This is a genomic window from Arthrobacter sp. StoSoilA2, assembly GCF_019977195.1.
In the GTDB taxonomy this organism is placed as follows: Bacteria; Actinomycetota; Actinomycetes; order Actinomycetales; family Micrococcaceae; genus Arthrobacter.
Window position 1 is genome coordinate 2,840,884 of record NZ_AP024643.1, and the last position, 18,837, is coordinate 2,859,720.

At 61.2% G+C, this 18,837-nt stretch carries 17 protein-coding genes; 6 read left to right on the top strand and 11 right to left on the bottom strand.

Translation table 11 applies throughout. The features are described 5' to 3' along the window. Positions 1-3: 3 nt before the first annotated feature. Together LDN82_RS12845 and pdxT are read right to left on the bottom strand one after the other, a co-directional pair. Positions 4-759 carry a YebC/PmpR family DNA-binding transcriptional regulator gene (locus tag LDN82_RS12845; protein WP_224090590.1) on the bottom strand — a complete coding sequence of 252 codons (756 nt, stop codon included), beginning with the start codon at positions 757-759 and terminating at the stop codon, positions 4-6. Positions 760-762: 3 nt separating this feature from the next. Next, entirely contained in the window at positions 763-1,464 is a 702-nt protein-coding gene (pdxT, locus tag LDN82_RS12850) for a pyridoxal 5'-phosphate synthase glutaminase subunit PdxT (RefSeq protein ID WP_216925537.1), read from the bottom strand. A 114-nt stretch (positions 1,465-1,578) separates the two neighbouring features. Between pdxT and LDN82_RS12855 the strand changes: the two genes are divergently transcribed. Beyond that, on the top strand, positions 1,579-2,910 hold the full coding sequence (locus tag LDN82_RS12855) for a Mur ligase family protein (protein WP_224164488.1): 1,332 nt from the start codon (positions 1,579-1,581) through the stop codon (positions 2,908-2,910). Then, on the top strand, positions 2,907-3,647 hold the full coding sequence (locus LDN82_RS12860) for a glutamine amidotransferase (protein WP_224164489.1): 741 nt from the start codon (positions 2,907-2,909) through the stop codon (positions 3,645-3,647). Before LDN82_RS12855 ends, LDN82_RS12860 begins: the two co-directional genes overlap by 4 nt. 3 nt (positions 3,648-3,650) lie before the next feature. On the opposite strand, the gene LDN82_RS12865 is transcribed toward LDN82_RS12860, so the two are convergent. Next, positions 3,651-4,919, bottom strand: coding sequence for a CapA family protein (locus LDN82_RS12865; protein ID WP_224164490.1), 1,269 nt, complete (start codon positions 4,917-4,919; stop codon positions 3,651-3,653). Between the two features lie 83 nt (positions 4,920-5,002). Between LDN82_RS12865 and LDN82_RS12870 the strand changes: the two genes are divergently transcribed. Next, positions 5,003-7,015 (top strand): M3 family metallopeptidase, encoded by a 2,013-nt coding sequence (locus LDN82_RS12870; protein WP_224164491.1) that lies wholly within the window; start codon positions 5,003-5,005, stop codon positions 7,013-7,015. 63 nt (positions 7,016-7,078) lie between these two features. Here the strand turns inward: LDN82_RS12870 and pdxS are convergent, their stop codons facing one another. The 7 genes from pdxS to LDN82_RS12905 form a co-directional block, all read right to left on the bottom strand. Further along, entirely contained in the window at positions 7,079-8,005 is a 927-nt protein-coding gene (pdxS, locus tag LDN82_RS12875) for a pyridoxal 5'-phosphate synthase lyase subunit PdxS (protein WP_020608520.1), read from the bottom strand. A gap of 230 nt (positions 8,006-8,235) precedes the next feature. After that, on the bottom strand, positions 8,236-8,847 hold the full coding sequence (gene pgsA, locus LDN82_RS12880) for a phosphatidylinositol phosphate synthase (RefSeq protein ID WP_224090592.1): 612 nt from the start codon (positions 8,845-8,847) through the stop codon (positions 8,236-8,238). Further along, the gene (locus LDN82_RS12885) at positions 8,837-9,430 is read right to left on the bottom strand and encodes an HIT domain-containing protein (RefSeq protein ID WP_224090593.1); all 594 of its coding nucleotides are present in this window, start codon (positions 9,428-9,430) and stop codon (positions 8,837-8,839) included. The genes pgsA and LDN82_RS12885 overlap by 11 nt, the downstream gene beginning before the upstream one ends. An 18-nt stretch (positions 9,431-9,448) precedes the next feature. Beyond that, positions 9,449-11,458, bottom strand: a complete 2,010-nt coding sequence (gene thrS / locus LDN82_RS12890; protein WP_224090594.1) for a threonine--tRNA ligase — start codon at positions 11,456-11,458, stop codon at positions 9,449-9,451. A gap of 120 nt (positions 11,459-11,578) precedes the next feature. Continuing rightward, positions 11,579-15,112 carry a DNA polymerase III subunit alpha gene (dnaE, locus tag LDN82_RS12895; RefSeq protein ID WP_224090595.1) on the bottom strand — a complete coding sequence of 1,178 codons (3,534 nt, stop codon included), beginning with the start codon at positions 15,110-15,112 and terminating at the stop codon, positions 11,579-11,581. 3 nt (positions 15,113-15,115) lie between these two features. Further along, complete coding sequence (locus LDN82_RS12900; protein ID WP_224164492.1) at positions 15,116-15,460, bottom strand: DUF6504 family protein; 345 nt, start codon at positions 15,458-15,460, stop codon at positions 15,116-15,118. An 82-nt stretch (positions 15,461-15,542) separates the two neighbouring features. Continuing rightward, a complete protein-coding gene (locus LDN82_RS12905) occupies positions 15,543-16,598 on the bottom strand; it encodes an FAD-dependent monooxygenase (protein ID WP_224164493.1) in 1,056 nt (351 codons plus the stop codon). 58 nt (positions 16,599-16,656) lie between these two features. Between LDN82_RS12905 and LDN82_RS12910 the strand changes: the two genes are divergently transcribed. Together LDN82_RS12910 and LDN82_RS12915 are read left to right on the top strand one after the other, a co-directional pair. After that, positions 16,657-17,196: a TetR family transcriptional regulator gene (locus LDN82_RS12910; protein WP_224164494.1), complete on the top strand. Its 540-nt coding sequence runs from the start codon at positions 16,657-16,659 to the stop codon at positions 17,194-17,196. A gap of 45 nt (positions 17,197-17,241) precedes the next feature. Then, the gene (locus LDN82_RS12915; protein WP_216925525.1) at positions 17,242-17,631 is read left to right on the top strand and encodes a hypothetical protein; all 390 of its coding nucleotides are present in this window, start codon (positions 17,242-17,244) and stop codon (positions 17,629-17,631) included. 35 nt (positions 17,632-17,666) lie between these two features. Here the strand turns inward: LDN82_RS12915 and LDN82_RS12920 are convergent, their stop codons facing one another. Further along, complete coding sequence (locus LDN82_RS12920; RefSeq protein ID WP_263422249.1) at positions 17,667-18,413, bottom strand: SOS response-associated peptidase; 747 nt, start codon at positions 18,411-18,413, stop codon at positions 17,667-17,669. Between the two features lie 166 nt (positions 18,414-18,579). Here LDN82_RS12920 and LDN82_RS12925 point away from each other — a divergent pair, with 166 nt between their 5' ends. Next, the gene (locus LDN82_RS12925) at positions 18,580-18,837 is read left to right on the top strand and encodes a mycoredoxin (protein ID WP_017197512.1); all 258 of its coding nucleotides are present in this window, start codon (positions 18,580-18,582) and stop codon (positions 18,835-18,837) included.

The window sequence follows — 18,837 nt, forward strand, 5'->3', positions numbered from 1 at the left end:
TGCCTAATCGGCGTCGAGGGCAGCCTGCACTTCCTCACTGAAGTCCGCGTTGCTGTAGACGTTCTGGACGTCATCCAGGTCTTCGAGGGCATCCACGAGTTTCATGAATTTCCGGGCGCCATCAATATCGAGGTCCACCTGCATGGAGGGCACGAATTCGGCTTCATCGGATTCGTACTCGATGCCGGCTTCCTTCAAGGCGTCACGGATGGCCTGCAGATCAGAGGGCTCGGAATGGACTTCCCAGTTCTCGCCGCTGTCCTTGACTTCCTCTGCGCCGGCGTCCAGGACGGCCATCAGGATGTCGTCCTCGCTCAGGCCATTCTTTGGCAGCACGACGACGCCCTTGCGGGTGAACAAGTAGCTGACCGAGCCGGGATCTGCAATGGTGCCACCGTTGCGGGAAATCGCGAGTCGAACCTCCGAAGCCGCACGGTTCTTGTTGTCGGTCAAGCACTCGATCAACAGAGCCGAGCCCTGGGGGCCGCGGGCTTCGTACATGATTTCCGTGTAGTCGACCACTTCGCCTGTGAGGCCGGCACCACGTTTGATGGCGCGGTCGATGTTGTCGTTCGGAACCGAGGTCTTCTTCGCCTTGGTAACCGCAAGTTCCAGGCCTGGGTTGCCGGCGAGGTCCGGGCCGCCCATGCGCGCAGCAACTTCGATGTTCTTGATCAGCTTTGCGAACGACTTTGCACGCCTGCTATCAATGATGGCTTTCTTGTGCTTGGTAGTCGCCCATTTGGAGTGGCCTGACATGCTTTACGCTTCTCCTCTGATCATTCGAATAAAGAGTTCATGCACGCGCTTCTCACCTGTGACTTCCGGGTGGAAAGAGGTGGCCAACAGCTGGCCGGAGCGCACTGCAACAATTCTAGCCAATCCGTGCAAAGTGGCGGTGTGGCTGGCATGCTCCGGATCAACCTGTGCCAGGACTTCGACTCCCGGGCCAACCCGTTCCACCCAGGGTCCACGGATGAAGACCGCGTGCACCGGATCCACGCCGGACTCGCCTGCGCTGAACTCGAGTCCTTTAAAATCGAGGTCGGTTTCAAAGGACTCGCGCTGCCGCCCAAAGGCATTGCGGCGCACTGTGATGTCCAGTCCACCGAAGGTCTGCTGGGGGTTTCCGTCCAGATCAGTAGCGGGATCGGCAATCTCGTCGGCAAGCAGAATCATGCCTGCACAAGAGCCGTACACGGGAAGGCCTTCGGCGATGCGCTTCCGTAGCGGGTCCGCGAGTTCAAAGATCCTGGAAAGTTTGTCGATCGTGGTGGATTCCCCACCCGGGATGATGAGGCCGTCAACGTCATCCAGTTCTGCGGGGCGACGGATGCCCACACCCGTGGCGCCCGCGGCTTCCACTGCGTGGATGTGCTCACGGAAGTCGCCTTGGAGGGCCAGTACGCCGATCCGGAGTCCTGCACCCACGCGTGATGAAGCGTCGGAAAGGGGGTTGGTCATTGGACCATCATAGTGGCCCGGCCCGGCAATCTCCTCCCGGAGGACAGGCGGGAGTGCCAGCAGGAGGGGCCTCCACGCCAAGTTCCATGCCTTAACTGGGATATATTACAGAGCATGTTTTCCTTCAGCGTTCCCCTCGGCAAGCTGGTCCGCACACTGTCCCGGCTCCGGGGCGGCGGCTCTGCTTTCCCCGGCCTGGTGGTCGAAAAAATCGATCCCGGTTTCATGCAGAGAACGCTGTCCAGCCTTCCCCATGGCGTGGCTGTTGTCAGCGGCACGAACGGAAAAACGACGACCACCAAAATGGTGGTCGAACTGCTGGAAAGCCAGGGCCTGAAGGTCTTCACCAACCGCACAGGCAGTAACTTCACCCGGGGCGTGGCCGCCTCCCTTCTCGGCGAAGTTGACTGGCGTGGCCGCCTTGACGCCGACGTCGCCATCCTCGAACTCGACGAAGCACATGCCGTGCACTTCGTGAACAAGGTGCCGCCGCGTTTCAGCCTCTTGCTGAACGTCCTTCGGGACCAACTTGACCGGTTCGGCGAGATCGACAAGACGGCCCGTTTGCTCGAACACATTGCACTGAAGACCACAGACACCGTGGTGCTGAACCGTGAAGACCCCCGGGTGGCCCGCATTGCCAACGTCCTTAACGTTCCGGGGGCTGTCCACAGTCCCAGCGTCCGCTACTTCGGGCTGGATGAATCACTTCGCAGCACGTTCCCCAACGACGACGACATGCGCACCGCCACCACCGGACCGTCGTCCCCGAATACGCCGGCGCCCGGCACCGCGGGTGAGGTGGCTGACGGCCCCGCTGCCGACGTCGTACTCCGCCGTGTGGGTGCCCAGGACGCTGACTTTGAATTCGACGGCGAAACAGTCACCACGAGCATGAAGCTGCGGGGTGTCTACAACATCTTCAACGCGGCGGCCGCGCTCTCCCTGGCCAGGGCGATCCTGGGTACGGGAGCCGTCGACACTCCCAAACTGGTCAAAGCACTTGGTGACGTGGCTCCTGCTTTCGGGCGCGGCGAAAGCCTCACCGTGGACGGCCAGCCGTTGGAGCTTGTGCTGGTCAAGAATCCCAGTGGCTTCCGGCTCGGCCTGAAGTCCTTCCCTGCCGGTGGATACGCCACCATGATCGCCATCAACGACAACTATGCAGATGGCAGGGATATGTCCTGGCTCTGGGACGTTGACTTCGAATCACTCAGGGAAGATGGCGTCGAGGTCCTTACCGGCGTCCGCGCCTACGACATGGCCCTGCGATTGCAATACGACGAGGTCCGCTTCGGTACAGTCGAGACCGACATAACCTCGGCGCTCCATGCATTTATCGACGGCTCGCGAGGCAAGCCCAAGCGGATTTTCTGCACGTACACCGCCATGCTCGCGATCCGTCGCGAACTGGCCAAAATCACCATAGTTGAGGTGGTCTCATGACCTCGGAAGCACAGCCGACCAAAGGAACAATCCGCGTCCTCCAGCTGTACCCGCGGGACATGAATATTTACGGTGACTGGGGCAATGCCCTGGTCCTCCAGCAACGCATCAAGTGGCATGGCTACACGCCGGAGCTGCTTGAATACAACGTAGGCGACGACTTTCCCGGGGACGTTGACATCATCGTGGGCGGCGGCGGGCAGGACAGCGGCCAGCTGGTTATTCAGGATGATCTACAGGCACGTGCCGATCATTTGCGGGATCTCGCGGATGGCGGCGCACCGATGCTGGTCATTTGCGGGCTCTACCAGCTCTTCGGAAAGTTCTTTAAAACCAGCGCAGGACCTGTCATTCCCGGGATCGGCATCCTCGACGTCGAAACGCACGGCACGGATGAGCGGCTGATCGGCAATGTCACGCTCAAGTCCTCCGAATTCGGGGACGTCCTGGGCTACGAGAACCACAGTGGACAAACCACCCTGGGCCCCGGTGTCCAACCGTTGGGAACAGTCACCAAAGGTGCAGGGAACAACAGCAAGGACGGTCACGAGGGCGCCCGCTATCGCAACGTGGTGGCCAGCTACCTGCACGGTTCGCTGCTGCCCAAGAACCCGGCGATCGCCGACTTCCTGATCCGCACGGCGGCCGAACGGAAATATGGCACTTTCGTGCCCGGAACGCCCGACGACGACTACGCCCGCCTCGCGCGGGAGCATGCTGCCCGCCGACCACGCTAGAAGCTATTTTTCCTTGGTGATGAGCAACTCGTGGGCGCCGGCTGTCGCTGCGCCCATCGACTCGACCACGGCTTGGGTGCGCTGATGGGTCTCTGCATCGGCAGCCGGGGAAGCGCAGACTCCCTGCGGTGCGTCGCTGGCCACTGAGCACCAGCGGTAGGGGTCCCGGACAATCACCGACGGCGCCCACGCGAGATCCGAGGCAGCCCAAACACCCGCCGCGTTTTGGCTGAACTGCGCACGGACCAGCAGTCCTTCGTTGTTGACTACATACCAGGGCGATAATTCCGTGACGCCATTACCCAGTCCATAGACAATCCACGTGCCCTTGTAGTTTTCAATCGGCAGCACCGAGTGCGTGTGGTGTCCATAAACCATGGTGAATTGCCCACTGTCCACCAATGCGTGGGCGACTTCCTGTTGCTGGGCGTTGGCCTCGCTGGCGTACTCGTCACCTGCGTGCATGACTCCGAGCACGATGTCGGCTCCAAGCGCACGGGCTTTGGTGGCTTTCGCAATCATGGTGGTGGGATCAAGTTCGTCCACAAGCCACGGGTATTCCGGAATCTGACCGTTGTGGCCGTAGGTGCCAGCGATGACTGCTACCGTTGCGGCGTCTGTCTTGAGCATCAGGATTTCCTGTGATGCAGCTTGAGTCCTGTAGGAACCAGTGTGCTTGAGCCCGGCAGCATCCATGGCATCCAATGTCCGGAGCAACCCTTCAGTCCCCCGGTCAATGGTGTGGTTGCTGGCCGTCGTGCAGGCCTGGTAGCCCACGTCCTTGGAGGCGGCAACGATCTGCGGCGGCACATTGAAGGACGGGTACGCGGAGAACGGACCTTCGGCAGTGGCGACAGGAGTTTCCTGATGGCAAATGGCGAGATCGCTGTTGCGGATGTAGCGCCGCTGGCCTTCAAGGAGCGGGACGAAGTTGTACCCTGGCTGCCCTACGGCGGCGGCGTCGGCCCGGGCCTGCTGCCACAGTTGTGTATGGATCAGCATGTCGCCCGTGACCGTGATGGAGGTACAGCGCAGCTCTGGACAGACGGGTCCCTTGCCAGGGGTGGGCGTAGGTGTCGGCGTTGGGGTGGGTGTGGGAGCCACGGGAGCGGTAGCGGCGCTGCTCTTCTCCCGGGAATCGTTCTCGGCAATTACTCCACAGGCGCTCAAGCACAACGCAACGGCTGAGGCCACCAGGAGGGTGCCCGTTCGTCGTGAGGGCCTGTAACGCCCCCGGTCCGCGCGACGTCCGCCAGATGTGATGATCCCCATACGGGCAATCCTACGGCGCAAAACGCGCGGGATTCCGGCGAGCCACCCTTGAGGACACGATTCTTAAATGAAAGAGTCCCTTCATGACCAATCCGCTTTTGAGTCCCAGCCCCCTGCCGTTCGGCCTGCCACCTTTCGAAGCAATCACCACAGAGGACTATGCCGAAGCCATCGACGCGGGGCTGGAGGAACACCTCCGCGAAATCCAGCAGATTGCGGCCAACCCAAAACCAGCGACTTTCGAGAACACGGCTTTGGCCATGGAAAGGTCCGGGCGGTTGCTGGACCGGGCTGCGGCGGCGTTCTTTACGCTTGTCTCGGCAGATGCATCGGACGCCATCAGGGAGTTGGAGACGGCCTTCGCGCCCAGGTTTGCCGCGCATCAAGACGCCGTCTACATGAACCGTGGCTTGTATGAACGCTTCGCTGCCATTGACACCGCGGGCCTTGATGATGAGTCTGCGCGGTTGGTCCAGGAATACCTCAAAGAGTTTCGGAAGACCGGAATTGAACTCGACGACGACGGCCAGGCCCGCCTTCGGGAAATCAACGCCGAACTCTCACGTCAGGGCACCGAATTCGGCCAGCGCGTCAAGGAGGCTATAAAGGCTAGCGCTGTTCTCCTCGACGACGAAGCGCACCTGGCCGGCATGTCCCCCGAAGACGTCGCTGGCGCTGCCGGGGCCGCCAAGGCTGCGGGGCACGAAGGCAAGTACCTCCTGACCCTGATCCAGCCAAGCAACCAACCAGCCCTTGCCTCGCTCGAAAACCAAGCCATCCGGCGTCGGCTGTTTGAAGCCTCACTCGGGCGGGGCACGGACGGCGGAAGCCTGGACGTCCGCGATCTGGTGACGGCAACAGTCCGTTTACGTGCGGAGAAAGCCAGCCTGCTGGGCTTTCGAAACTTCGCGGAGCTCGTGGTGGACCAGCAAACGGCACCGGACTTCGAGGCAGTGCAGGCAATGCTGGGCCGCCTGGCACCTGCAGCGCTCCGCAACGCCCAAGCCGAAGCCCTCGCTTTGGCCGAATCCGCTGGCCATTCGCTGGAGCCCTGGGACTGGGCCTACTATTCCGCGCAGGTCCGGCGGGAAAAATACCAAGTGGATGAACAGGCCATCAGGCCCTACTTCAGGCTCGAAACGGTCTTGGCCGACGGCGTCTTCTTCGCAGCGACCCAACTCTATGGCATCACGTTCCATGAGAGGCCGGACCTCGCCGGGTACCACGAGGACGTCCGGGTATGGGAGGTGCAAAACGAGGACGGCAGCGCTCTGGGTCTTTTCCTCGGCGACTATTACACACGGGAATCCAAGCGCGGAGGAGCCTGGATGAACTCGCTCGTGGAACAGTCCCGTCTCCTTGGCACGCAGGCGGTGGTGATCAACAACCTCAACATCACCAAGCCGGCGCCGGGCGAACCTGCTCTCCTGTCCCTGGACGAGGTCCGCACGGTATTCCATGAATTCGGCCACGCGCTCCACGGACTGTTCTCCGACGTGACCTATCCCCGGTTCTCTGGAACGTCCGTGCCGCGGGACTTCGTGGAATACCCGTCGCAGGTCAACGAGATGTGGATCATGTGGCCGGAAGTCCTGAAGAACTACGCCCGCCACTACGCCACAGGCGAAGCGCTCCCGCAGGAGATCGTGGACAGAATCAACGAATCCCTGCTGTGGGGTGAGGGATTCGCGACCACGGAATACCTGGGAGCAGCGTTGCTGGATGTGGCATGGCATGTGCTCTCCACGGAAGAAGTCCCTGCGGATGTCCTTGCCTTTGAAGCCAAGGCCCTCGCCGACGCCGGTATCGCGCACCCGTTGATTCCGCCGCGCTACCGTACCGGCTACTTCCAGCACATCTTTGCCGGCGCCGGGTATGCTGCCGGCTACTACTCCTACATCTGGAGCGAAGTCCTGGACGCGGACACCGTTGAGTGGTTCAAGGAAAACGGCGGCCTGACCCGCGCAAACGGAGAGCGGTTCCGATCCGAGCTGTTATCGACGGGTAACAGCCGGGATCCGCTGGAATCCTTCCGCACGTTCCGTGGGCGCGATGCGGAGCTCGAACCCCTCCTGAAGCGCCGGGGACTGGAGTAATAACGACGCCGGGCCGGTCACCTCACTAAGGTGACCGACCCGGCGTCGTACTTCTTTTGCTGCTTACCAGCCGCGTTCTGCGAGGCGGTGGGGCTGCGGGATTTCGTCGACGTTGATGCCGACCATGGCTTCGCCCAGGCCGCGGGAGACCTTGGCAATGACATCGGGGTCGTCGTAGAACGTGGTGGCCTTCACGACGGCGGCAGCGCGCTCGGCGGGGTTGCCGGACTTGAAGATGCCGGAGCCAACGAACACGCCGTCGGCGCCGAGCTGCATCATCATGGCAGCATCAGCCGGGGTCGCGATGCCACCGGCGGTGAACAGGACAACGGGAAGCTTGCCCGTGGCAGCGATTTCCTTGACCAGTTCGTACGGGGCCTGCAGTTCCTTGGCCGCGACATAGAGCTCGTCCTCGGGAAGGGCTGCGAGCTTGGCGATCTCGGAACGGATCTTGCGCATGTGCCCGGTGGCGTTGGAAACATCCCCGGTGCCGGCTTCGCCCTTGGAACGGATCATCGCAGCGCCCTCGTTGATGCGGCGCAGGGCCTCACCGAGGTTGGTGGCACCACAGACGAAGGGAACGGTGAAGTTCCACTTGTCGATGTGGTTGATGTAGTCGGCCGGGGTCAGGACCTCGGACTCGTCGATGTAGTCCACGCCGAGGGACTGCAGGACCTGGGCTTCGACGAAGTGGCCGATGCGGGCCTTGGCCATGACCGGGATGGACACGGCGGCGATGATCTGATCGATCATGTCGGGATCGGACATGCGGGACACGCCACCCTGGGCGCGGATGTCGGCGGGTACGCGCTCGAGCGCCATGACGGCGACGGCACCGGCGTCCTCGGCGATACGGGCCTGCTCGACGTTAACGACGTCCATGATGACGCCGCCCTTGAGCATCTCCGCCATGCCCCGCTTGACGCGGCTGCTGCCCGTGACGCTGTTCGCGGACGAACCGGCTTCGTTGCTTACATCTGGTGTAGACACAAAAACCCCTATGGGTAGATAAACGACCTTTTCGCCGGTGGCTCACGCAGCCACACGACCGCAATCAGCGCACACCGGATTTTCAGGTCAAGGTGACCAAGTACTAGTAATAGTAGTCGCACGTTGCCGGGTGGCAGTACATTCATTACCGCATACGCGGCCAAGAAGAGGGCCTGCTATAGGACACCTGCACAACTGCCACTGACGGACTCTGGTCAGATGCCAGTTTCCTATGCCTCGGCCATCGCTTGCTTGCGGACAGTCGCCATTCTTTGGACGATAGTGACCACACTGGCAAGCGCGAGAAGGATCAGGGTCGCGAAGAGCACCACTGCTGGAAGTCCAAGACCCGTAAGCCCGGTGATGAGAAGCACCGAAGCTAAACGCTCGGCACGCTCGGCAATGCCAACGCTTGCTTGATAGCCCAGTGATTCGGCCTTTGCCCGCGCATAGGACACCACCATGCCCAGTACCAGGCAAACGACGGCGGCAGTACCAATTGCCGGGTCCCCACCTTTGGTGAAGAACCAGATGGTCAGCCCCGCAAAGATGGCGCCGTCCGCCAACCGGTCCAAGGTGGAATCGAGGAAGTTTCCCCAACCGCCGCTTCTGCCTTGCAAGCGGGCCATAATGCCATCCACGACGTCCGAAAACGCGAAGAATGCCACCACCACCGAACCCCACCACAGGTATCCCAACGGATACAGAACCAGTCCGCCGAGAATGACCCCTGCTGTGCCAGCCACGGTCACTGCGTCGGGAGATACGCCAATCTTGAGTAGCCAACGTGCCAGGGGTGTGAAGAGGGAAGTAAAGAAACCACGCGCATGCCTATTGAGCATTCGACTCCCCCGGCCAGGCTTCGGCCACCAGTTTGCGGACTTCGTCGAGTGTCTGCGTAATGGCCTTGGTCTGGGCGATGATGGGGAAGAAGTTTCCGTCCCCACCCCAGCGCGGCACAACGTGCTGGTGCAGGTGCGCTGCGATTCCTGCTCCACCGGTGACACCCTGGTTCATGCCGAGGTTGAAGCCGCTGGGGTTGGAAACCTTCCGCAGCACCCGCATGGCCGTCTGGGTGAGCTCGGAGAATTCCGCCGTTTCTTCTACCGTGATGTCCGTGTAGTCCGGTACATGGCGGTAGGGGCAGATCAGCAGGTGGCCCGGGTTGTAGGGGAAAAGGTTGAGCACGACGTAGCAGGTCCTCCCCCGATAGACGATGAGGGACTCCTCATCGCTACGGGTGGGTCCCACACAGAACGGGCAGTCGTCCTTGTTCTTGAACTGGTCCTGTCCGCCTTTAATGTAGGCCATGCGGTGGGGAGTCCACAGGCGCTGAAAAGCGTCCGGAACACCTGCCAAGCCGAAGTCATCGGTTACTTCGGCGTCGCCCGGAAGGTCAGCTGCCGCGCCTGTGTTCTCCTGCACCGTCTATTGTCCGTTCCGTCAGCTTTCGCGGTTCTTGACAGCGTCCACGATTCTGCGGACCGCCTCTGCCACGGGCACGCCGTTGTCCTGGCTGCCATCACGGAAGCGGAACGAGACAGCACCTGCCTCGGCGTCCTCACCGCCGGCGATCAGGACGAACGGGACCTTGTCTTTGCTGGCCGTGCGGATCTTCTTCGGGAAACGGTCTGAAGAGATGTCCACCTCGGCACGGATTCCTGCGGCTTTCAACTGGTCAACGACGTCGAACATGTAATCGTTGAATGCCTCGGCCACAGGGATGCCAACCACTTGGACGGGAGACAGCCATGCGGGGAAGGCGCCGGCGTAGTGCTCGGTAAGAACGCCCATGAAGCGCTCCACCGATCCGAAGAGGGCGCGGTGAATCATGACGGGACGCTGACGTGTTCCATCGGCTGCCTGGTACTCCAGCTCGAAGCGTTCAGGCAGGTTGAAGTCCAACTGGATCGTGGACATCTGCCAGGTCCTGCCGAGGGCGTCCTTTGCCTGAACGGAAATCTTCGGCCCATAGAACGCTGCTCCACCCGGGTCCGGTACCAGGTTCAGCCCTGACGCCTCCGCAACCTCGGCGAGTGTGCGGGTGGCTTCCTCCCAGGCGGCGTCGTCTCCTACGAACTTTTCCTCGTTCTTGGTGGAGAGTTCGAGGTAGAAATCATCCAGGCCGTAGTCCTTGAGGAGGCCAAGGACGAAGTTCAGTGTGGTGGTGAGTTCGTCCTTCATCTGCTCACGGGTGCAGTAGATGTGGGCGTCGTCCTGTGTCATTCCACGGACGCGGGTCAGTCCGTGGACAACACCGGATTTCTCGTACCGGTACACCGAGCCGAATTCGAAGAGGCGCAACGGCAGCTCGCGGTAGGACCGGCCACGTGAGCGGAAGATGAGGTTGTGCATGGGGCAGTTCATCGGCTTCAGGTAGTAATCCTGGGCGGGCTTGCGCACAGTGCCGTCCGCGTTGAGCTCGGCATCCACCTGCATCGCGGGGAACATGCCGTCCTTGTACCAGTCAAGGTGGCCGGAGACCTCGTAAAGGTGTCCCTTGGTGATGTGCGGGGTGTAAACAAACTCATAGCCGGCGTCCACGTGGCGCTGACGGGAGTAGTCCTCCATGGCCTTGCGGATGATGCCGCCCTTGGGGTGGAACACAGGAAGGCCCGATCCGAGTTCGTCCGGGAACGAGAACAGATCCAGCTCCACACCCAGCTTCCGGTGGTCGCGGCGCTCTGCCTCTGCGATGCGCTCCTGGTAAGCCTTGAGGGCTTCCTTGGTGGGCCATGCAGTGCCGTAGATTCGCTGAAGCTGCTGGTTGTTCTGGTTGCCCAGCCAGTATGCGGAGGATGAGCGCGTCAGCGCGAACGCGTTGGAGATGATCTTGGTGTTGGGCAGGTGCGGTCCGCGGCAGAGGTCGCACCAGACGCTTTCGCCGCTCTTGCGGTCCACATTGTCGTAGATAGTGATGTCGCCCGCACCGACTTCAACGTTCACGCCTTCTCCGGCGTCGGCGGCGTCGTTCTTCTTGCCCAACAGCTCCAGCTTGTAGGGTTCGCCGGCCATGGCTTCGCGGGCTTCTTCTTCGGTGACCACGCGGCGGACGAACTTCTGGTTCTGGTTGATGATCTTCTGCATCATCTTTTCCAGCTGGCGAAGGTCTTCAGGGGTGAACGGCTCGGCGACGTCGAAGTCGAAGTAGAAGCCGTCAGTAATGTACGGACCGATGCCAAGCTTGGCATCAGGCCGCAACTGCTGGACGGCCTGGGCCATGACGTGCGCCGTAGAGTGACGGAGAACGTTGAGTCCGTCAGGGGATTCAATGGTGACACCTTCGACGTCTGCACCCTCGGTGAGAACCTGGTCAAGATCCTTCAGTACCCCATTGACGCGGGCAACAACGACGTCGCGGCGCTCGAAGAAGAGTTCCGCGCCTGTAGTCCCTTCCGTCACCTTGGTCTCTTCGCCATCGACGATGAGGGTGATCTGTTGGGCATCTGACACGGGTGTCTCCTATTCATAGTGAAGGCTTCGTAGCTTGTGGCGTACGGGGACCACAGCCAGCCATCGTCAATCGTATCTGTTTGGACGAAGGCGGCCAAAGCAGCGCGCCGACGCCACGGGTCAGCTCCCGAGGCCCGTGATGGCCAGGTTCCTGGAGATACCCTCAAGGGGCCCTGAATGAGTGAATTCAGGCGCAAGCCCGACGCCGGGTGGCAGGACTTCGGCGAACGGCAAAGTTTCGGGGCGGCCAAGGTCCCAGGCTTTGCTGGCACTGAGGCTGATTCCCTTGGGTCCAGTTCTTCGCGTAGTTCCGCGGATCAGCAGAAGCCGGGTACCGAACAGGAGTGGACCCGATTCTTCCTGCGCTTCATGGAAGAAGACAGTATCCACGCAGCCTGTACCGTCGTCGATGCTGATGAACACCACGCGGCGCCCACCCCGCATGGGAGGTGTCTGCGTTGCGATCCGGACGCCGGCAACCAGCACCTCGGTGCCGTTGCGAAGACCCAGGAGTCTATCCGCCGTAGTGACGCCAAGCTTGTCCAGCAAAGGCCTATGGCTTTCCATCAGATGCTCACTCACATCCACTGCCATGAGATCAAGCTCTGCCCGCACGTTCTCCACCATGCTGGGCTCAGGTAGTCCAGCAGCAAGGTTCCGCAACTCCACATCACCAAGGGGTAGGGATAATTGCCCTTCAATGACCCCGCCGGCCTTCTTGGAGGGACTGCCCTGGAGTGCTTGCAAGTGCTGCACCAGATCGGCGCGGTTTGCAGTTCCGCCGGCATCCCGGTGCAGGGCATCGAAGGCTCCGAGTTGGGCGAGCCGCTTGATATTCGGTTTGCTCACCCTGGCCCTGGCCCGGAGGTCCGCGAGGGAGTCGTAGGGTTGGCCCGCTACGATCCGCTTCAGCTCCGCTCCCGACAGTCCATATATTCCGTTCAGGCTCAAGCGAATGCCGAGCTTGCCCGAATTTTGGCCCTCCAGGATTCTTTCCACCCTGTATTCAGCCTGGCTTCGATTAATATCCAAGGGCAGGATGGGAATACCCAAGCGGCGGGCCTCAGCAACCAGCAGCCGTTTGGGGTACATCCCGGGGTCGTGTTCCCACAGCCCTGCAAGGAACGCTTCAGGGTGGTGTGCCTTCAGCCATGCCGATTGATAGGTAGGCACAGCAAAGGCAGCTCCATGGGCTTTGCAGAAACCAAAGCTGCCGAAGGCTTTGAGGGTTCCCCACACTTTGTCCACGACCTCCGGGGAGTATCTCTTGATCGCTTCCCGACGGAAATACCTCTCTACTTCAGGTTCGTGGAGCTCGTCACCCAAGGCCCTTCGAAACTCGTCTGCCCGGTCCAAACCACACCCTGTCATGACATGGAAGGTCTTCAGGATCTGCTCATGGAAAACCGTAACGCCATGGGTTTCCTGCAAAACGGGCTTCAGGTCCGGATGCGGGTAGACCTCTGGTGCGAAACCGTGCCGGTGTTCAAGGAACGGGCGGACCATGTCCGACTTCATGGGACCAGGGCGGAACAAGGAAATATCGATAATGAGGTCGTTGAATTCCCGCGGTGCCATCTTCCCAATCAGCTCACGCTGGCCGGGGGATTCAATCTGGAAGCAGCCCAAAGTGTGGGTACTGCGGATCAACTCATAGGTGGGTTCGTCGTCGAAAGGCACCGCGTTGAGATCAATCCTGCCGTCCTGGGCAATATAGTCCGGACCATTGCCTCCCGCTTCCACCGGATGGTGGCCAGCCGCCACCACCTCCGCTTTGGATGGGTGCAGGCGGATAACTTCCCGCACCGCAAACGCCATGGCGCTTTGCATCCTCACACCCAGGACATCAAGTTTGAGCATGCCCATGGGATCCATGTCGTGTTTGTCGAACTGGCTCATGGGCAGACCCAAACCGCTGGGCTGTACCGGGGTTCTGTCCAGGAGCGTGGCATCGCCCAGGATCACCCCGCACGGGTGCATGGAAATGTGCCGGGGAAGGCGGTCCAGTCTTTCAGTGAGATCCACCAACAGGTCCAACTGCTGGTTTTCCTCCATGCCCCCAGGCCCTTCACGGCCGGCCTCCACCCGTCCGGCAAATTCCCGGAGTTCAGGCTTTTCAACCAATGCCTCCCTGAATTTGCGCGCGGAGAACCGCCACAACTGCTTGGCAATTTCGCCGATTTCACCATCATCCATGCCAAGGGCCATGCCGGCATCGCGGACAGCACCACGGGCCCTGTACCCGTTCTGCATACTCATCAGGGTCACCCGTTCGGCTCCGAAGCGCTCGAAGATCTTCCGGTAGACGTTGTGCCGTTCGGCGCTTTCGACGTCGATGTCAATATCGGGAAGGGTGGATCGGCGACCCGAGAGGAACCGTTCGAAAATGAGGTCATGCCGGATGGGATCCACTTGGCTGATGTCGATCAGATAGTTGACCAGGCTGGAGGCTCCGGAACCTCTGGCAGCTACCCGGACGCCCATCTCGATGATCATCCTGGATACTTCCGCAACAGTGAGGAAGTAGGAGGCAAAGCCGAGTTTGTCGATGATCCCCAGCTCATGCTGCAACCGCGAGCGCATCTGTATTTCCGCATTGCCGTTGATGCCGGGGAAGCGCCGGGTGATTCCTGCCTCGCATCGTTGGGTGAGTTCCAGCATGGGGTCCTGGTCGATGCCGATGATGGAAGCTTCGGGAACAACGGGCTTTTTCCATCCCATGTCCGGGACGGGATCGATACGGCATTTGTCGGCGAGCGCTTCTGTGTTGGAGAGCAGCTTGTTCAGCCCTGCTGCTCCTTGGCCTGCGGCGCCCATGATTTCCTTGCCGAGTTGGAGCATTTGTTGGGCGTTTTTCAACCAACCCTGCCCGGTTGGTTGGAGCTGGCCTGTTGGTTGGAGCAGTGGGGCTGCGGAGAGTTCGGGGAGGGATTTTAGTGTGCGTGCAGAATCCAGGACGTCTGCGGTGGGGGCGCCGTCCTGGGCGCAGTAACGGACGGCGTTGCTGAGGATGGCGGGGATGTTGTATTCAAGGGCGAGTTTGAGCATGCGCACTGCGTGGGATGTGCTGAGGGGCTCTCCAGGGGCGCTGAGGTGGGATACGGCTTCGGCAACGATTGTCCCGGGCGGCATGGCGTCGATCCATTGTTTGAAGAGTGTCCGGGGCCGAAGATATTTCCGCCCTCCCATGGCCCGGCCAACATCGGAGTCCGGTCCTATGAGGACGGTTAGCACGGGTTTGAGGGTTTTTGAGTCCAGTGTGCGTGATGCGAGTTCTGCCCTCGTTACGGCGACGGGCACTACTCCCCCGGCTTTACCGGAGGTGCGGGCATGGGCATCTGAGACGAGTCGGCAGAGTGCCCGGTAGCCGGCGCCGTTGTTGTTGCCGTGGGCGAGTACGACGACGCGGCCCGCTACTTGGGTGCGGTGGTCGCCGTCGTCGTCGAATATGGCGAGGTCCACGCCGATGATGGGGTCGATACCGGCGTCCATGCATGCTTTGAGGTGTTTGATGGTGCCGTATAGGCCGTCCCGGTCAGTACAGGCGAGCGCTGTTGCGCCGTCTGCTGCGGCTGACTGGGCAAGTTCGTCCGGCCAGGAGACGCCATAGTGGGCGCTGAAGGCTGTGGAGACGTGCAGGTGTGTAAAGCTCAAGGTTCAGGCGGCTTCGTCTGGTTCGACTGCCCGGGCCGGCGCGGCGTCGTGGATGCGAAGGAGCCGCCAGCGGCCGCTGCCGAGATGGCGGACAAGGTCAAGGGTGATGGCCTGGCCGGGTTGCCCTTCATCCTGCGGGCGCTGGAGTTGGACCCGCCAGATTTCGTGATCCACCAAGCCTGCGCCGCTTCCCAGCGGTGCCCGGCTTTCTTCTACCCACCATTGGCGTCGTTCATACCATCTGAGGGGTTCGTTGGTAACGACGTAGCGGGTTCCTTTCCACTGGATTTCCTGCGGCTGGCCTGTATCCGTGCAGATGACGTCCACGGACTCACTGAAAAGTCCCATATCCACACTCCTTGCCTGTGAGCAATTTCTGTTCGAATGTATGTTCGAATGTATCCAGTTTACGTTGCCCCTCCGACAAAACCTACTGGGAAGTTTTGCTCCTTCGGGGCGCTTTGGACTTTCGCTTGGCAGCAAGGTCGAGCATCTTGTCGCGCAGTGGTTGGGCACCTTCTGCGAGCGCCACGCGCATCATCAATGATGAACCGATGCGGTATTGCTGGGTCCGAAGAACGCGTTGACGGTTGTAGGCGGCGAGGGCCTGGTCCAGTGGCAGTGTGTTGACGAGCGTGCCCAAGGCGACGGCGTCTATCAGCGACTCACAAGCGCCCCGCCCGAGGTTGGGTGCCATGGCGTGGGCCGCGTCGCCGATGAGGACTACGTTGTCCCGGGAATAGCGCCTTAGCGGCGGGGTGGTCCATATGCGTTGTGCCAATGTTGTTTCGGGCATCGCTGCTTGCAGGACGTGCTGGATACTTTGCGAGTGTCCGGCGTAGCGGCGGCGCGCCACTGCCAGGGCTTCGCCGACGTCAATTCGCTCGGGTCCCATCCCGGAGCGGAAGGACGCATACCAGTTGGTTCCCCCGCTTGATGGGCCTATGCCGAAGAGGTCCCCGCGCCCCCAGTACTCACCGATGGTTTCGCTGCCGGGCTCTTCGGCGATGACGCCTCGAACGGCGAGGTAGGGGGTCAGCGTTGCTGCACACCCCTGGCCCCAGACGGAACGCCTTACCATGCTGTGCACTCCGTCTGCCGCCACTACGAGGTAGGCGTCGCCTGGAACCTCATCCACTTTTCCGTTGCGTTTCTGGACCGTCGGGGGCACGGCGGAGTCCAGGAGCCGCAGGAGCGTGTGGCGGGCGACTCCCACAAGGTTCTGCCCCTCCACACTCAGCCACGGCATCCCTGCGGCACTTCGGAGCGCGCCACCCGTGATGGTGGGGCTGTTTTCCCGGACGGCATCAAGGATCCCCAATGAGGCCAGGGCCTTCTGGGCTTCGGGCCACATGGCCAGGGTTGTTCCTACTGCCGGGAGGCCGGTCCGCTGTTCGTGCACAGTGACGTGAAACTGACTGGGATCAAGAGTTCCCGCAAGGGCGAGGCCTGCTATTCCACCACCGACGATTTCCACCTTTTTCATGGTGCCAATGTACTACTACATTTGTAGTAATTGTGAGGTTAAAGACTAGACTTTCGCCATGCCGGACAGACGAACCGATCTTGCCGACGCGGCCCTCGCCGTGGTGGCCGCCAAAGGTCTCAAGGGACTGACCCACCGCGCCGTTGACGCCGAAGCCGGCGTGGCCGTCGGAACGACCTCCAATTACTTCCGCAACCGTGCCGCGTTGGTAGCTGCCGCCGTCGACCGCGTTGAAGAACGGGATTCGCTCCTGCTGCAGCAGCAGGGTGGATCAGGGGTCCCGACGTCGGTAGCCGCCTTGGCGGAACTGCTCGCGGGAGCACTGCTCCGGCTCGCAAACAATCACGCTGACCTGACCCGCGCACGGTTCGCCTTTGCCCTGGACCAACCCGAGGTGGTGGCCGCCGGGCACGAGCGGATGCTTTCAGCTCTTGAACAGATGCTCGATTCCATGGGCATTACCGACCCAAGGGCCCGTGCAGAAGCCGTATCGGACTACGGCGACGGATTGGCCATGCATCTCCTGACAGCACGCCGCGGCCAGGCGATGGACCAAACCACAGTGGCAGCCAACGTCCGGCGACTCTTGGAGGGATGAAGCAAAGGGGTGGACGCGGGCGGGTCCACAGAGCAGGATTGTGGCATGAGCACCAATGACGCACTCCTGAAGCAGGTCAGTATCTCCGCCGCAGATGACAACCTCGTTGCGAGATTCGAAATCGAAGGCAACATACCGGGCTCCGGCGCTTATGTCGTGGGCCTTGTTGCTGCCAGCGAGGACTATTCCTCCCAACGAAGGCTGGGCATTGAGTTCATGAATGGAGAAGCGATCTCGTTCTACTCCTTCAACCACTCACTCAGTGCCGAGGAAAACTACGACATCAAGGGCGTGGAACACTCCGGGAACGTGATCACCGGAAACTTCCCGATGTCCGCCATCCATGGACTCAGTAAAGGCCACGTTATGACGGCCTTCAGCGAAGCGGACGGCCGCGAATTCCAGGCCGGCGTTCCGGTCACGGAAGCGCTGTAGGTAGGGAACAGCTCTAGCCAGGGCAATAGCTCCAGCTAGAAAAGGCCCTCCACCGGCTCAATGAGTTCCGGTCCGTTGTTGCGGACATTGCCGACGGCGGCACCCACCGCGTCGAGCGTCCAGCTGGCAGCGGCGTCGTGCGCCTTTGACCGCACCAGATCCACGAGGCCGGCCGCATCATCTTCGCGCGGATTCAACCAGGCTTCCATCGTGTCCTTGCTCATGGGAAGTGGAACGCGGTCATGCAGGGCAGTCAGCTCGTCGAACACCGAGGCACTCCGCCGGGTCACGGCCGACTCGGCCGTCGGGGTGTCGGCCGTGAGAATCGACATGGACAGCAGCCAACGGGCCGGATCATCATCAGAGGCTGACTGGTCCCGCCACCATTCATACAACCCGGCAAACACCACGCCCCCACCATCCGCCGGATGCACGTAGTACGGCTGCTTTGACTTCCCCTCGCCCTTCTTCCACTCGTAATAGCCATCGGCAGGAACAGCGCATCGCCTGGCCGCAGCAGCCTTTCGGAAGGACGGCTTCTCCAGGAGGGTCTCACTGCGGGCATTGATCAGGCGCGCCCCGCCTTTGGGATCTTTCGCCCACGAGGGCACCAATCCCCAGCGCGCAACATGCAACTGCCGCTTCAATCCATCGTCCATGAGCCTTTCCAGCACAATCGGAACAGCATCCGTTGGAGCGACATTCCACGATTTTTCCAGGGCGATCTCGTTTTCAAGTTCGGCATCAAAGTCAGCCAGCAGATCCCCCACGGCACGGGCCATTACATAACGTCCACACATGGGAACAGTCTGCCGTGTCGCCCAAGCACACACCAGCCCGGAATGTGACGTAACCCCGAATCCCGGCCTCATGGGAATTATTGGTCTGCGGGTTACGGTTGATACCAACGAATCACCCGTGGAAACGACCAATACCGAGGAGAGCTCTGTGGACTTCACTCCCGACTCCGGCACCATCACCATGTTCTCGACCACCTGGTGCGGCTACTGCAACCGCCTGAAGAAGCAGCTCGACGCCAAGGGCATCGGCTACACCGAGATCAACATCGAAGAGGTAGATGGCACGGCCGAACTCGTCGAGCAGCTCAACGGAGGCAACCGCACCGTCCCCACCGTCCTCTTCCCGGACGGAACCGCAGCAACCAACCCTTCTGCCTCCGAAGTAGAAAACCGCCTCGCAGCCTAA